The following is a 12,981-nucleotide window of genomic DNA, read 5'->3' on the forward strand; positions in this document are numbered from 1 at the left end:
CCGCCGCGCCGGCCGCCGCCGCGTCGCGCGCGGCGGACTCCGCCACGGGCAGCGCGGCGACCACCGTCGGGGCGCCCGAGCCGAACACCGCCGTACCGACCTTCACCACCGGCACGTCCGGCATCGATCCTCCTCACGCTCGTGGGCGTCGCGCCCGGGGGCCGCCCCGCCGGCCCGGACCGGCGGGGCGGACGGGATCAGACGGGCAGGACCCGCAGGGCCGGGTACCGGGGCGAGTTCAGGTACAGCCGATCGGTGCCGTGCTCCTTCTCCAGCTCCAGGACGAACCGGTAGCGGTACAGCCCCGGCCGGGCGGTGCTCATCACGGCGCCCGCCCAGTAGTAGTAGACGGCCGTGTACTTGTCGCGCATGCGGTCCGGACCGCCGTAGACCTTGAGCTCGGTCATGATCCGGCGTTCGGCGACGTCGTCCTCGTCGCCCTTCTCGACGTCCAGGAAGACCAGGTTGTTGATCTTCGGCATGGGGGGCCAGGTGCCGTCCGGCCGCCGGTGCATGTCGATCGGCCGGATGATCCAGTTGACGACCTGGCCCTGCTTGCAGACCGTCTCCAGGTGGTCGGTGCCCTGCCCGACCCCGCCGATGCTGTTGTCCATCATGTACAGGCAGCCGTCGAGCGACTCCGTGGCGGCGGCCCGCTCCATGTCGACCAGCGTGACGACGTTGAGCTGCACCGAGTTGAGCTGTCCGCGGTCGGAGAAGTCCCCGGCGTGGTACGACTGGCTCACTTGCGCTCCTTCCCGGCGTTCGCGCGGCCGACGACCAGCGCCTGCGCCTCCTTGGCCGTGTACGGCTCCGTCACGGCCCCCAGCAGGAACGACAGCCGGTACTCCACCGGCTCGGCGGAGTCCTGCTTGACGGTGGCGGTCCAGAACACGATGTCGGTCCCGGGGTAGACCCGCCGCTCCGGCTCGGCGATCCGGGGGTCGATCTCCACGTCGGCGATGGCGACGTAGGTCTCGCACTCCAGCGGGAGGACGTTCCACAGCAGGGTGTCGCCCTTGCGCACCCGGGTCCGCAGGCCCGGCGTGCCGAACCCGGTGGACCCCTCGGTCCGGTTGGTGTCGTAGAGGTAGAGGTTCTCGTCCAGGTTCCCCGACGCCAGCGCGGCGACGGGATCGACCACCGCGGTGATCGTCACGGGCCGGGCGGTGCGGCGCTCCGGCTTGGTCCTCGGGGGCATGCTGCTCCTCCGCTCGGGGGCTCCTCGGTCATGTGCTCGGGGACGCGCGGGGCGGTCAGGGGCCGGGCGGGACGGCCGGGACGGGCAGCGGCCCCACCCCCGCGCCGGTGAAGGCGTTGCGCTTGGGATCGTTGATGATCTTGAGGGCGGACTCGCAGGTCAGGTCCACCGACTCCCACACCAGCTCGGCGTCGCGCTCGACCAGCTCGTGGAGCTGGACGTGCATCGTGTAGGGGTAGACGCCGGGGCGGCTGGTGTCCACGGTCGCCGCCCAGTACCAGCCGTCGTAGACCATGTCGGGCGAGGCGTACTGCGCCGGGTACATGATCTTCTCGGAGACGGCGGGGCCGGTGATGTCGGTGATCACCGGGGTGGGGTAGTTGTAGGCGGCCGCGTCGGCCCCGGCCACCTGGCCGGTGACGTCCAGGACCTTGCCGGTGGTGACGCTGCGGCTGCCCCGCCCGCGCGGCCGCCGGGCGCGCCGCCCGACCTGCTCCCGCAGGCGTTCCAGGTCGCCCGACCCGGCGTCGCCGCCCAGGTCGGCGAGCCCGGCCAGCGCCTCCCGGTCGCTCTGCCGGGCCTGTTCGGCGAGGTAGTTGCGGGGCACCGTCGGGGGGATCGCCCCCAGCGCGGCGGGCAGCCAGTTGAGGACCTGCTCGGTGGCCTGGGAGCCGTCGAGGAAGTAGGCGCCCGGGACGATCGTCACCAGGCTCCGGGTGCCCTCCCCGGTCGAGCCGAGGAACCTCATGTTGTCGAACCAGTACGCGTTGCCGTCGAGCGACCGCGACCGCAGCGCGTTGTCGACGTCGATGAGCACGATGATCCCATGCTGTTGGGCCATGAGTCCGCCTTCCGGGAGAGGTCACACGCGCAGCAGCGCGGGCGAGTCGATGTGCAGCACGCTGTGCGGGCCGTCGTGGAGCTTGACCGACAGCCGGTAGCGGTAGGGGACGCCGGGGACCATGTGGTGGGGGACGTAGCCCTCCCACACCAGCAGGTCGTGGTTCTCGATGCCGTTGGAGCCGAGGGCGCTGGGGGCCGGCCCCGGGGCGTGGGGGAGCGGGACGCCCTCGGCGGCGTGGCCGGAGGGTGCGGGACGGTCGGACGGCGCGGTGTAGTCGGGCGGCGCGGCGTATCCGGGAACGGCGGGCTCCGGTGGCGCGGGACGCTCGGCGGGCGCCCCGGCGGTGAGGAACTCGATGTTGTGGATCTCGACCGGCGTCTGCACGTCCACGTGGATCGGCGTCCACTGGACGACCTGGCCGGGGAGCACCGCGGTGACCAGGTCGGGGGTGCCCCGGTGACGGCTGCCGAGGGGGCTGTCGTCGACCAGCGACAGGTTGCCGTTGTGCAGCGTCCGGTCCGACAACGCCCCGACGGCGTCGACCATGACGACGATGCTGACCTTGGGATTCACTGTCTCTCCCGTCTGTGGTGACAAGGACTGCGGGGGCGCGGGGCGGCGCGGCGGGCCGCGGGGGCCGTGCGGGCGGGCCATCTCAGGTCCGGTCGCGGACGAGCGGGACCTTGCCGACGGCGGTGCGCTCGATCTCGGCGGAGTCGCGCGGCACGAACGCCAGCCGGAAGTCGTAGCCGCTCCGCTCGACGGACTCGGGGGTGGCCTCGCGGTCGTTGAACAGCGACAGCGCGCGCGGCAGCGCCCGGGCGAACAGGCCGCGCGCCCCGGCCGCGCCGAGGGCCGCCTCCACCGCGCCGGTCAGGTGCTCGGCGTCGTCGACCGCCACCAGCAGGGCGAGGGCCCGGCTCTCGCGGTGGTTGACGAACTGGACGTCGTGGGCGACGTGGTCCAGGTCGACGCCGCTCGCGGCCAGCAGCTCGGCCCGCAGCGCCCCGCAGGCGAGCACCGCCGAGTACTGGCTGTCGCCCAGGTGCAGCACGTCGCCGGTGCGGCCCGCGAACTCGAACCGCCCGGTCCGCAGGCCCGGCCCGTCCAGCGGGGACCGGCGGATCACCCGGTCGCCGAGCTTGAGCCGCAGCAGCGGCGCCTCGTTGGCGTGCAGCCGGGTGACGACCAGCTCGCCCTCCTCGCCCTCGGCGACGGCCCGGCCGTTCTCGTCGACGATCTCCACCAGGTGCAGGCCCGGCACGGTGGCCAGCTCGGGGGAGGTGTGGTCGAGCTGGAGGCCGACGCACTCGGCCTGGGTGGCGGCGAAGTAGGACAGGACCGACACGTTGGGGTAGACCGCGCGCAGCTCGGCGCGTTTGCGCTGGGGCAGCAGCCCGCTGCCGTACATCGCGACCCGGAAGCTCTCGCGGGCGTGCGCGGGCATGTTCGCGCCCAGCTCGGCCAGCATCGCGATGCCCGCCGTGATGCCCATCAGCGCCTTGGGGCCGGGGTAGGAGAACATGTGCTCCAGCACCGGCGCGGTGACCGGGCCGGCGCCGATGTAGTTGACGCCCGGCACGTGCGCCAGCACGCCGCCGACCATGGTGCCGCTGCTCCACATCTGGTAGTCGGCCAGCGTGGTGAACAGCCATCTCGGGTCGGTGCCGCGCAGGTAGCGGCCGAGCTGGTAGGCGCCCATGAACGCGCCCGCGATCCGGTAGGTGTCGCGCAGCTCGCGCAGCGAGTAGACGATCTCCAGGGGCATGCCGTCGCTGGTGCCGCCGCTGGCCACCACCTCGAAGCCGCCCCGGTCGATCGGCACGACCATGCCCGCCCGCGCGCCCATGAACATGTCGCGCTGCACGGTCTTGTCCGACAGCGGGATCCGCTCCCACTCGGCCTGGTCGGCGGGCGCCCCGGTGACGCCGAAGTAGTGCAGGCGTTCCCGCCACAGCGGGTTGAGCAGCGCGATGTTGACGATCTGCTGGAGGCGCCGCAGCACCAGCGCGTCCTGGAGGTGGTGCGGGGCCGCGCAGTAGGGGACGCCCGCCATCCGCCCGCACCGTTCCAGCTTGTCGGCGAACGCGGGCAGCGCCGCCACGTCGTCGACCGAGCGGGGCCGCAGCTCCCCCTCGGGGATCAGCCGTTCGGCCAGCGCCCGCGCCGCGGCGCGGTCCGCGCCGTTCGCGGCACCGTTCGCGGCGCCGTTCGGGTGGGCCGGGCGCCCTGCGGCCGTCGGCATCGTCGTCAGCGTCATCGGGGACTCCTCTCCGCGCGGGGGCCGGGGGCCGCCGCCTCCTCGCGCAGCACGCGCTGCCCGGTCGTTCTGATCTCGGTGATGAGCTGGGCCAGGTGCGCGGTGTTGATCCGGTGGTTCATCAGCACCACCCGCAGCGCGGCCACGCCGCCGACGTCGACCTTGGAGACGAAGAAGCGGCCGTCGCCGCGCAGCCGGTGGCGGACGGCCAGCTGGAGCCGGTGCAGGGCGGACGGCTCCAGGTCGGCCGGGCGGTACCGGAAGCACAGGATGTTGGCCTCCGGCTCGTGCAGGACGTCGAAATCCGGTTCGGACCGCAGCATCCGGCAGGCGTGCCGGGTCGTCGCGCACAGCCGGTCGATCTTCCGCTCGAACAGGGCGGGGCCGTACACCGCCCAGAGCGTCCACAGCGGCATGATCATCGGGCGTTTGGTGCACTCGAAGTTCTGGTCGCCGCTGTCGAGGGCGCTGTAGACGTCGGGTTCCTCGTCGAAGACGTAGCTGGCGCCCCGCCCGCCCGGCGGCCGCCCGAACGCGCCGCGCGCCTCCGCGCCGTCGCGGTAGAACAGCAGCGTGCAGGGGGCCGGGACGAACAGCATCTTGTGCGCGTCCCAGGTCAGCGAGTCGGCGTGCTCGATCCCGCGCAGCCGGTCGCGGTGCCGCCGCGACACCAGCAGGCTCGCGCCGTGCGCGCCGTCCACGTGCAGCCAGATCCCGCGCGGCCGGGTCACCGCGGCCAGCTCGGCGAGCGGGTCGAACGCGCCCATCGAGGTGGTCCCGGCGGAGGCGACCAGGCAGAACACCCGCAGGCCGCGGCGGTGGGCGGCGTCCAGGGCGGGGGCCACCCGGTCGGCGCGCACCCGCCCGGACCGGTCCACCGGCAGCCGGACGATCTGGCGTTCGCCGACGCCCAGCACCCCGGCGGCCCGGGTCACGCTGTAGTGGACCTCCTCGCTGACCGCGACGGCGGGGATCCCGTCCCGGACGTCGGCGGCGCCGCCCGCCAGCATCCCCGGGAACGCGCGGTTGCGGGCGGCCAGCAGGGCGGTGAGGTTGGCCAGCGAGCCGCCGGAGGTGGTGACCATGGCGAGCCGGTCGGGGTCCCAGCCGATGAGGCGGCCCAGCTCCTCGGCCATGAGGCGTTCGGCCACGTTGGGGAGCTGGCCCGCCTCGTAGAACGTGGACGGCTGGTTGACCACCGAGCTGACCAGGTCGACCAGGCCCGCCAGCGGCACCACGCCGGAGAACTGCCGGCCCATGTAGCCGGGCGAGTACACGTGGATCCCGGTGCTGGTGTACAGGTCGACGATCTGGTTCAGCCGGTCGGCGTCGAAGTCGGCGATCCGGTCGCGTTCGGTCGTCATCAGGCCCCGGGCGGCCTTGGTCAGCACCGCCGGATCGACGAGGTCCAGGCCCCGGGTCGAGCGGTCGGCGAGATATCGCTCCAGTCTGGGGGTGATATTCGAAATGTTTTCGCGAAAACGCTCCGGATCGAAGACCGACTCCATGTCGGAGCCGGCCAGAGGACGGCCGCCGGAATCCGGCGGGAGGATGGCGGGGTTCTGAACTTCGGGAGAGGGACGTGTCACGAGCGAGGTTCCTCCCGCTGACGTGGTGGGCGTGAATGTGGAGGCAGCGGCATCTTAGGCAGGTTGACAGAGAGCCTTACAGGTATTGACCAATTCAGGACGGGGGGTGGGTATTAGGGTGCGCGCTAACGTCGGCTAATGGCATCGAATTTCATTTGGTGAACACCAATGAAAGGGGCGAATCGGGCATGAGGGGGCTCCGTGGCGGGCGTGTCGGAGGCTCGCCTCCGCGAGGTTGCCAATTTTCGGACATGCCGCACCGGCGGTTAGTTGATTTTGGTGGCGTCCGCGCCAGGGTTCCCCTGATGGACACCGTGTGTTACGGGACAAGCGCACACTGTCACGAAGGGAGCGTGTCCGCCCGTTGGCGGCGTGTGGTGCGGAAGGGACGCAGCGGGCGTCGGAGTGTCCGGGCGCGGGCTGTCGGTGCGGCGCGTTAGGCTCTCAGAGCCGCGTCATCCCGGAGGTAGGGCCAGGGTGGCGATCTTCCCCCGGGACCGGACCCAGCCGCCACGCGCCACACGGCGCGTGGGCGCTCAGCATGCTCAGCTCAGTAGGAGGCCAGGCAGTCGTGGCGGACTCGTTCGTTCATCTCCATGTGCATACCGAGTACTCCATGCTCGACGGGGCCGCTCGGTTGAAGCAGATGTTCGAAGAGGTCAGCCGGCAGAAGATGCCGGCGATCGCGATGACCGACCACGGCAACATGCACGGCGCCTACGACTTCCACCGGCAGGCGATGGCCGCCGGGATCACCCCGATCATCGGCATCGAGGCCTACATGGCCCCCGAGTCCCGCTTCCACAAGAAGAAGGTGACCTGGGGCGAGCCCAGCCAGAAGCGCGACGACGTCTCCGGCGGCGGCCTCATCAACCACAAGACGATCTGGGCGCGGAACAAGCAGGGCCTGCACAACCTGTTCAAGCTGTCGAGCCGCTCCTACATGGAGGGCTTCGTCTTCAAGTACGCCCGCATGGACGAGGAGCTGCTGGCCGAGCACTCCGCGGGCCTGATGGCCACCACCGGCTGCCCCTCGGGCAAGATCCAGACGCGGCTGCGGCTCGGGCAGTTCGACGAGGCGCTCAAGGCCGCCGGCACCTTCCAGGACATCTTCGGCAAGGAGAACTACTTCCTGGAGCTGATGGACCACGGCCTGGAGATCGAACGCCGGGTCCGCGACGGCCTGGTCGAGATCGGCAAGAGGCTGAACATCCCGCCGGTGGTCACCAACGACTCGCACTACACCCACGAGTCCGAGGCCACCGCGCACGACGCGCTGCTGTGCGTGCAGGTCGGCAAGCAGCTGGCCGACCCCGACCGGTTCCGGTTCGACGGCAGCGGCTACTACATCAAGACCGCCGACGAGATGCGGTCGATCGACTCCTCCGACATCTGGGCCGAGGGCTGCCGGAACACCCTGCTGATCGCCGAGAAGGTCGATCCGGCGGGGATGTTCGAGTACCGCAACCTCATGCCCAAGTTCCCGGTGCCCGAGGGGGAGACCGAGGAGTCCTGGTTCCGCAAGGAAGTGTGGCGGGGCATGGAGCGGCGCTTCCCCGACGGGTACGACGAGGAGCACCGCAAGCAGGCCGAGTACGAGATGGACATCATCTGCCAGATGGGGTTCCCCTCGTACTTCCTGGTCGTGGCGGACTTCATCATGTGGTCCAAGAACAACGGCATCGCCGTGGGCCCGGGCCGCGGCTCGGCCGCCGGGTCGCTGGTGGCCTACGCCCTCGGCATCACCGACCTGGACCCGCTGCCGCACGGCCTGATCTTCGAGCGGTTCCTCAACCCCGAGCGCGTGTCCATGCCCGACATCGACGTGGACTTCGACGAAGCCGGGCGCGCCGAGGCGATCAAGTACACCACCGAGCGGTGGGGCTCGGACAAGGTCGCGATGATCGCCACGTTCGGCACCATCAAGGCGAAGGCGGCCGTGAAGGACGCCGGCCGCGTCCTCGGCTTCCCCTACGCGCTGGGCGACCGGATCTCCAAGGCGTTCCCGCCCGCCGTGATGGGCAAGGACATCCCGCTGTCGGGCATCTTCGACGACAAGCACCCGCGCTACAACGAGGCCGGCGAGTTGCGCAAGCTCTACGAGGAGGACCCCGACGTCAAGCAGGTCCTCGACCTGGCGCAGGGCCTGGAGGGCCTGATCCGGCAGACCGGCGTGCACGCCGCCGGCGTGATCATGTCGGCGGAGCCGCTGACCGACCACATCCCGATCATGCGCCGGGACGCCGACGGGGCGATCATCACGCAGTTCGACTACCCGACCTGCGAGACGCTCGGCCTGCTCAAGATGGACTTCCTCGGCCTGCGCAACCTGACGATCATGCAGGACGCGCTGCGGTACATCGAGCAGAACAAGAACGAGAAGATCGACCTGCTCGAACTGCCGCTGGACAACCGCAAGGCCTACGAGCTGCTGGCGCGCGGCGACACCCTCGGCATCTTCCAGCTGGACGGCGGCGGCATGCGCTCGCTGCTGCGGCTGATGAAGCCCGACAACTTCGAGGACATCTCCGCGGCCCTCGCGCTGTACCGGCCGGGCCCCATGGGCGCCAACTCCCACACCAACTACGCGCTCCGCAAGAACGGCCAGCAGGACATCACCCCGATCCACCCCGAGCTGGAGGAGCCGCTCCGGGACATCCTCGACACGACCCACGGCCTGATCGTGTACCAGGAGCAGGTCATGGCCATCGCGCAGAAGCTGGCGGGCTACTCGCTCGGCAAGGCGGACCTGCTGCGCCGCGCGATGGGCAAGAAGAAGAAGGAGGTCCTGGACGCCGAGTTCAAGCCGTTCAGCGAGGGCATGCGGGCCAACGGCTACTCCGACCAGGCGATCAAGACGCTGTGGGACATCCTGGTCCCGTTCTCCGACTACGCGTTCAACAAGGCGCACACCGCCGGGTACGGCCTGGTGTCGTACTGGACCGCCTACCTGAAGGCCAACTACCCGGCCGAGTACATGGCGGCGCTGCTGACCTCCGTCGGCGACGACAAGGACAAGAGCGCCCTGTACCTGAACGAGTGCCGCCGCATGGGCCTGAAGGTGCTCCCGCCGGACGTCAACACCTCCAACGCCGACTTCACCCCCATGGGGGACACCGAGATCCGCTTCGGCCTGTCGGCGGTCCGCAACGTCGGCGCCAACGTCGTGGACGGCATCGTGCAGGCGCGCCGGGAGAAGGGCGCCTACACCGACTTCAACGACTTCCTCAACAAGGTCCCCTCCCAGGTCTGCAACAAGCGCACCATCGAGTCGCTGATCAAGGCGGGCGCGTTCGACGAGCTCGGCCACCAGCGCAAGGCGCTGGTGATGGTGCACGAGCAGGCGATCGACTCGGTCATCGACATCAAGCGCAAGGAGGCGGTCGGCCAGGACTCGCTGTTCGGGGCGCTGGAGGACGACGGCGGGCCGGACGCGTTCGCGGTCGCCATCCCCGAGAACGAGGAGTGGGAGAAGGCCACCCTGCTGTCGTTCGAGCGGGAGATGCTCGGCCTGTACGTCTCCGACCACCCGCTGCTGGGCATCGAGCACATCCTGGAGCGCGAGGCCGACGCCCAGATCGCGTCGCTGACCGAGGGCGAGCGCCCCGACGGGCAGGTCGTGACCGTCGCGGGCCTGCTGTCGGGCCTCCAGCGCAAGGTCACCAAGACCGGCAACTCCTGGGCGATGTTCAGCCTGGAGGACCTGTCGGGTGTGATCGAGGTGATGTGCTTCCCGTCGTCCTACCAGCTGTGCTCGACGCTGCTGGCCGAGGACGCGGTGCTGGTGGTGAAGGGCCGGCTGGACCGGCGCGAGGACGTCGCCAAGATCATCGCGATGGAGGTCACCCAGCCGGACCTGACGATCACCGACGCGACCGGCCCGGTGGCGGTGCAGCTGCCGCTGAGCCGCTGCACGCCGCCGGTGGTCAAGGGCCTGAAGGAGGTGCTGGTCTCGCACCCGGGCACCTCGGAGGTCCACCTGCACCTGCAGAACGGCCCCCGCACCACCGTGGTGCGGCTGGACGACCGCCTGCGGGTGGCCCCGTCCCCGGCGCTGATGGGCGACCTCAAGCAGCTGCTGGGCCCCTCCTGCCTGGTGTAGCGGCCCCGCCTGCCGGAGACCGCCGATCCGGCCGCGCGGACGCGTTCCGCGCGGCCGTCCGCGTTCAGGAGGCGCCGAGCAGCTCGCGGGTGGCGGGGACGACCTCCTCGGCCCAGCGCCGCACCTGGGTCTCGTCGGCGTGCTCGGGCCAGTACACGAACGCGTCGAAGCCGGTCTCGGCGGCCAGGTCCGCCAGCACCCGCGCCCAGCCCGCCGCGTCGGTGCGGATCGGCTCCTCGCCCTCCAGCCGGACCCGGCCGGGCTCGGCGGTGACGTCGCCGACCAGCTGCGCCATGCGCGTGATCGCGGCCGGGTCGCGGCCGGCCTCGGCGGCGGCGCCGGTGATGATGTCCTGCGACTCGCGCCACTTCTCGTAGGGCAGGTAGTGGGGGATGGGCGCGGCCCAGCCGTCGGCGAGGCGGCCGGTGAGGGCGTGGGCGCGCGGGCCGACGCTGCCGTACCAGATCCCGACCTCGTGGGCGGGCGCGGGCCCGGCGTGGACGCCCTTGACGGTGTAGTGCTCGCCGGTGACCCTCACGGTCTCCCCGGCCCGCCACATCGCCCGGATGATCTCGGTGGCCTCCGCCAGCGCGCGCAGCGCCTCGGGGTTGGTGCGGGAGGGGCCGCCCATGGCGGCGATCGCGGGCCAGAACGCGCCCGCGCCCAGCGCCAGCTCGAACCGGCCGCCGCTCAGCAGGTCCAGGGTGGCGGACTGCTTGGCCAGCACGCCGGGCCCGCGCATCGGGAGGCTGGCGACGTCGGGGAACACGCGCAGCCGCTCGGTCTCGGCCAGCACGGTCGCCATGACGGAGAAGGTGTCGGCGAGCCCGGCGGCGTAGGGGTGGTCCTGGACGCCGAGCAGGTCCAGTCCGGAACGGTCGGCCTGGCGGGCCAGGGCGCGGAAGGTGTCGAGGGTGGCCGCCTCGGGGGCGAGCTGGATGCCGAAGGTGTGGGTGGTCGTCATGCCGCCGACGTTAGCGATCAGGATGGGGCGGCGAATCCGTGAGGGTACGGGCGGCGGGCCCGCGGATACGGGGGTCCGCGCGGGTCCGGATCGGGGACCCGGGGGTCAGGGACCGGTGGGGGAGAGCCCGGCGGGGCTGAGCTCGGCCTCCCAGTCCAGGAAGCGGCCCAGGGCGTCGAAGTGGGCGCGGGCGGTGCCGCCGCCGGGCAGCGGGACCTCGGTGACGCCGTCGGTCTCCCGGTAGGGGACGCGGTGGTGGCTGAGCAGCCGGGCCAGGGTGAGGCGCGGGTCGCGGGGGAAGAGGCTGGCGGCGTTCATCAGCAGCCGGGGCACCGGGACCGGGTCCCAGGCGGCGGGCGGCGCCTGCGGGTCGTCGACGTGCAGGTAGGCCGAGCCGCCGTCGTAGCCCGCGCCGATGTACCCGCCGCCGCCGAGCACCCCGCCCGCGGCCATCGCGACCAGCTCGCCGCCGTGCCCGGCCGGTCCGGTGTACCAGCCGAGGTCGATCTCGGGGGTGGTGAACTCGGGGATGCCCAGCCGCCCGCCCAGCTCGCGGATCCGCAGGGTGGGGGCGACGGCGGGGTGGTCGTCGCCGAACTGCGGGTTGGCCCAGCCCCACAGCCAGGTGCGCTCGCGGGCGGCGTAGCTGCCCAGCAGCGACACCCGCACCGTGACGCCGCCACTGGCGTAGCTGCGGGCGGTCAGGTCGGCGCTCCAGTCCTCGCGCGGCAGGAACTCGGCCAGGGTCTCCTGCTGCTGGAGGACGACCGCGGCGAGGGCGGCGCCGAGGCGTTCGAAGGCGGGCGAGAAACCGGACATGTCGCGCACATTATCCCAACAAACGGGCCGCTCGGGGGCGAGAATCGGGCAGCCGGTGGTGGTCGATCGGCTGACCTGGGCGGGCTAGTCTTTCGCTGGCGGAATGGGTTAGTGGACGGCGCGGCGGACGGCGCCGTGGACGGCGACGGCGGGAGGGGCGCGGACAGGTGCGGGGACCGACCGGGAGGGCCTGGGCGACCTGGGCGGTCACCTCGGCCGTCGTGGCGCTGCTGGGCCCGTTCGCGGGGCTGGCGTGGGCGGCGCTGTCCCCGAAGGTGACCTATGTCGTGGTGCGCGGCCAGACGCTGCTGGCCGACCCCGAGGGGCAGGGCCCCATCGGGGTGGACGGGCGGTTCGCGCTGGTCGGCGCGGCGGCCGGGCTGCTGTGCGGCGCGCTGGCCTACCTGCGCGGCGGGCGCGGCAACGACGTCCCGCTGCTGGCGGGCCTGGCCGTCGGCGGGCTGGCGGCCTCGGCGCTGGCGGCGTTCACCGGTCACCGGATCGGGCTGGCGGCGTTCGAGCAGGCGGTGCGCGCCGCCGCCGAGGGCGCGACGGTGACCGGTGTCGCCGAGCTGCGCGCCACCGGCCTGGCGGTGGTGTGGCCGCTGCTGGCCGTCGGCGCGTACGCGGTGCTGGAGCTGGTGGTCAAGCGCCTACCGGCGGGCGATGTCGGCGAGCCTGCCGTCGGTGAGCCGGACCAGGTCGGCGGGCGCGAGCTCGATCTGGAGTCCGCGCCGACCGGCCGAGACGTAGACGGTGGGGAACGCTGACAGCGACGCGTCCAGCACCGTCGGCAGCCGCTTGCGCTGCCCGAGCGGGCTGATCCCGCCGACGACGTAGCCGGTGGCGCGTTCGGCGTCCTGCGGCTCGGCCATCTGCGCCCTCTTGCCCCCGACGGCGGCGGCCAGGGCCTTCAGGTCCAGCGTCGCCGACACCGGCACGACCCCCACGGTGAGCCGGCCGTCCACCTCGGCCAGCAGCGTCTTGAACAGCCGCTCGCGCGGGACCCCCAGCGCGTCGGCGGCGGCCTGCCCGTAGGACTCGGCGTCCGGGTCCACCTCGTAGGAGTGCAGACTGAACTCGACGCGGGCCCTGGTCGCGGCGACGGTGGCGGGCGTGCCCTTCCCCCCGCCGTTCCTGGCGGACTTCGACTTGGCGCTCATGCCCCCAGTCTGCCCGCGACGATCTTGGCTCGCAGGCGA

The 12,981-nt window shown here is 72.0% G+C and carries 11 protein-coding genes; 2 read left to right on the forward strand and 9 right to left on the reverse strand.

The annotated features are described in order from the left end of the window. Positions 1-197: 197 nt before the first annotated feature. The 6 genes from AKI01S_RS37710 to AKI01S_RS37735 form a co-directional block, all read right to left on the reverse strand. A complete protein-coding gene (locus AKI01S_RS37710; RefSeq protein WP_067829242.1) occupies positions 198-746 on the reverse strand; it encodes a DUF8788 domain-containing protein in 549 nt (182 codons plus the stop codon). After that, complete coding sequence (locus tag AKI01S_RS37715) at positions 743-1,201, reverse strand: DUF8788 domain-containing protein (RefSeq protein WP_067829245.1); 459 nt, start codon at positions 1,199-1,201, stop codon at positions 743-745. The genes AKI01S_RS37710 and AKI01S_RS37715 overlap by 4 nt, the downstream gene beginning before the upstream one ends. A gap of 55 nt (positions 1,202-1,256) precedes the next feature. Continuing rightward, a complete protein-coding gene (locus tag AKI01S_RS37720) occupies positions 1,257-2,042 on the reverse strand; it encodes a DUF8788 domain-containing protein (RefSeq protein WP_067829248.1) in 786 nt (261 codons plus the stop codon). A 21-nt stretch (positions 2,043-2,063) separates the two neighbouring features. Beyond that, positions 2,064-2,618, reverse strand: coding sequence for a DUF8788 domain-containing protein (locus AKI01S_RS37725; RefSeq protein ID WP_067829252.1), 555 nt, complete (start codon positions 2,616-2,618; stop codon positions 2,064-2,066). 82 nt (positions 2,619-2,700) lie between these two features. Next, entirely contained in the window at positions 2,701-4,305 is a 1,605-nt protein-coding gene (locus AKI01S_RS37730) for a phenylacetate--CoA ligase family protein (RefSeq protein ID WP_067829255.1), read from the reverse strand. Beyond that, on the reverse strand, positions 4,302-5,696 hold the full coding sequence (locus AKI01S_RS37735; protein ID WP_067829258.1) for a pyridoxal phosphate-dependent decarboxylase family protein: 1,395 nt from the start codon (positions 5,694-5,696) through the stop codon (positions 4,302-4,304). Before AKI01S_RS37735 ends, AKI01S_RS37730 begins: the two co-directional genes overlap by 4 nt. Before the next feature lie 769 nt (positions 5,697-6,465). Here AKI01S_RS37735 and dnaE point away from each other — a divergent pair. Further along, positions 6,466-9,996: a DNA polymerase III subunit alpha gene (dnaE, locus tag AKI01S_RS37740; RefSeq protein WP_067829261.1), complete on the forward strand. Its 3,531-nt coding sequence runs from the start codon at positions 6,466-6,468 to the stop codon at positions 9,994-9,996. A 64-nt stretch (positions 9,997-10,060) separates the two neighbouring features. Here the strand turns inward: dnaE and AKI01S_RS37745 are convergent, their stop codons facing one another. Both AKI01S_RS37745 and AKI01S_RS37750 read right to left on the reverse strand, forming a co-directional pair. After that, complete coding sequence (locus AKI01S_RS37745) at positions 10,061-10,960, reverse strand: LLM class flavin-dependent oxidoreductase (protein WP_067829264.1); 900 nt, start codon at positions 10,958-10,960, stop codon at positions 10,061-10,063. A gap of 105 nt (positions 10,961-11,065) precedes the next feature. After that, positions 11,066-11,779: a DUF6882 domain-containing protein gene (locus AKI01S_RS37750; protein ID WP_067829266.1), complete on the reverse strand. Its 714-nt coding sequence runs from the start codon at positions 11,777-11,779 to the stop codon at positions 11,066-11,068. A gap of 167 nt (positions 11,780-11,946) precedes the next feature. On the opposite strand from AKI01S_RS37750, the gene AKI01S_RS51245 reads away from it, so the two are divergent. Continuing rightward, on the forward strand, positions 11,947-12,549 hold the full coding sequence (locus AKI01S_RS51245; RefSeq protein WP_245681940.1) for a hypothetical protein: 603 nt from the start codon (positions 11,947-11,949) through the stop codon (positions 12,547-12,549). On the opposite strand, the gene ybaK is transcribed toward AKI01S_RS51245, so the two are convergent. Beyond that, on the reverse strand, positions 12,433-12,942 hold the full coding sequence (gene ybaK / locus AKI01S_RS37755) for a Cys-tRNA(Pro) deacylase (protein ID WP_067829269.1): 510 nt from the start codon (positions 12,940-12,942) through the stop codon (positions 12,433-12,435). The genes AKI01S_RS51245 and ybaK overlap by 117 nt on opposite strands. Positions 12,943-12,981: the final 39 nt, after the last annotated feature.

It is taken from the genome of Actinomadura kijaniata NBRC 14229 (genome assembly GCF_001552175.1).
Taxonomy (GTDB): Bacteria; Actinomycetota; Actinomycetes; order Streptosporangiales; family Streptosporangiaceae; genus Spirillospora; species Spirillospora kijaniata.

Coding starts and splice junctions, on each gene's coding strand:
- AKI01S_RS37730 (WP_067829255.1), bottom strand. CDS start 4,305: ATGACGCTGACGACGATGCCGACGGCCGCAGGGCGCCCGGCCCACCCG.
- AKI01S_RS37750 (WP_067829266.1), bottom strand. CDS start 11,779: ATGTCCGGTTTCTCGCCCGCCTTCGAACGCCTCGGCGCCGCCCTCGCC.
- ybaK (WP_067829269.1), bottom strand. CDS start 12,942: ATGAGCGCCAAGTCGAAGTCCGCCAGGAACGGCGGGGGGAAGGGCACG.
- AKI01S_RS37745 (WP_067829264.1), bottom strand. CDS start 10,960: ATGACGACCACCCACACCTTCGGCATCCAGCTCGCCCCCGAGGCGGCC.
- AKI01S_RS37720 (WP_067829248.1), bottom strand. CDS start 2,042: ATGGCCCAACAGCATGGGATCATCGTGCTCATCGACGTCGACAACGCG.
- AKI01S_RS37715 (WP_067829245.1), bottom strand. CDS start 1,201: ATGCCCCCGAGGACCAAGCCGGAGCGCCGCACCGCCCGGCCCGTGACG.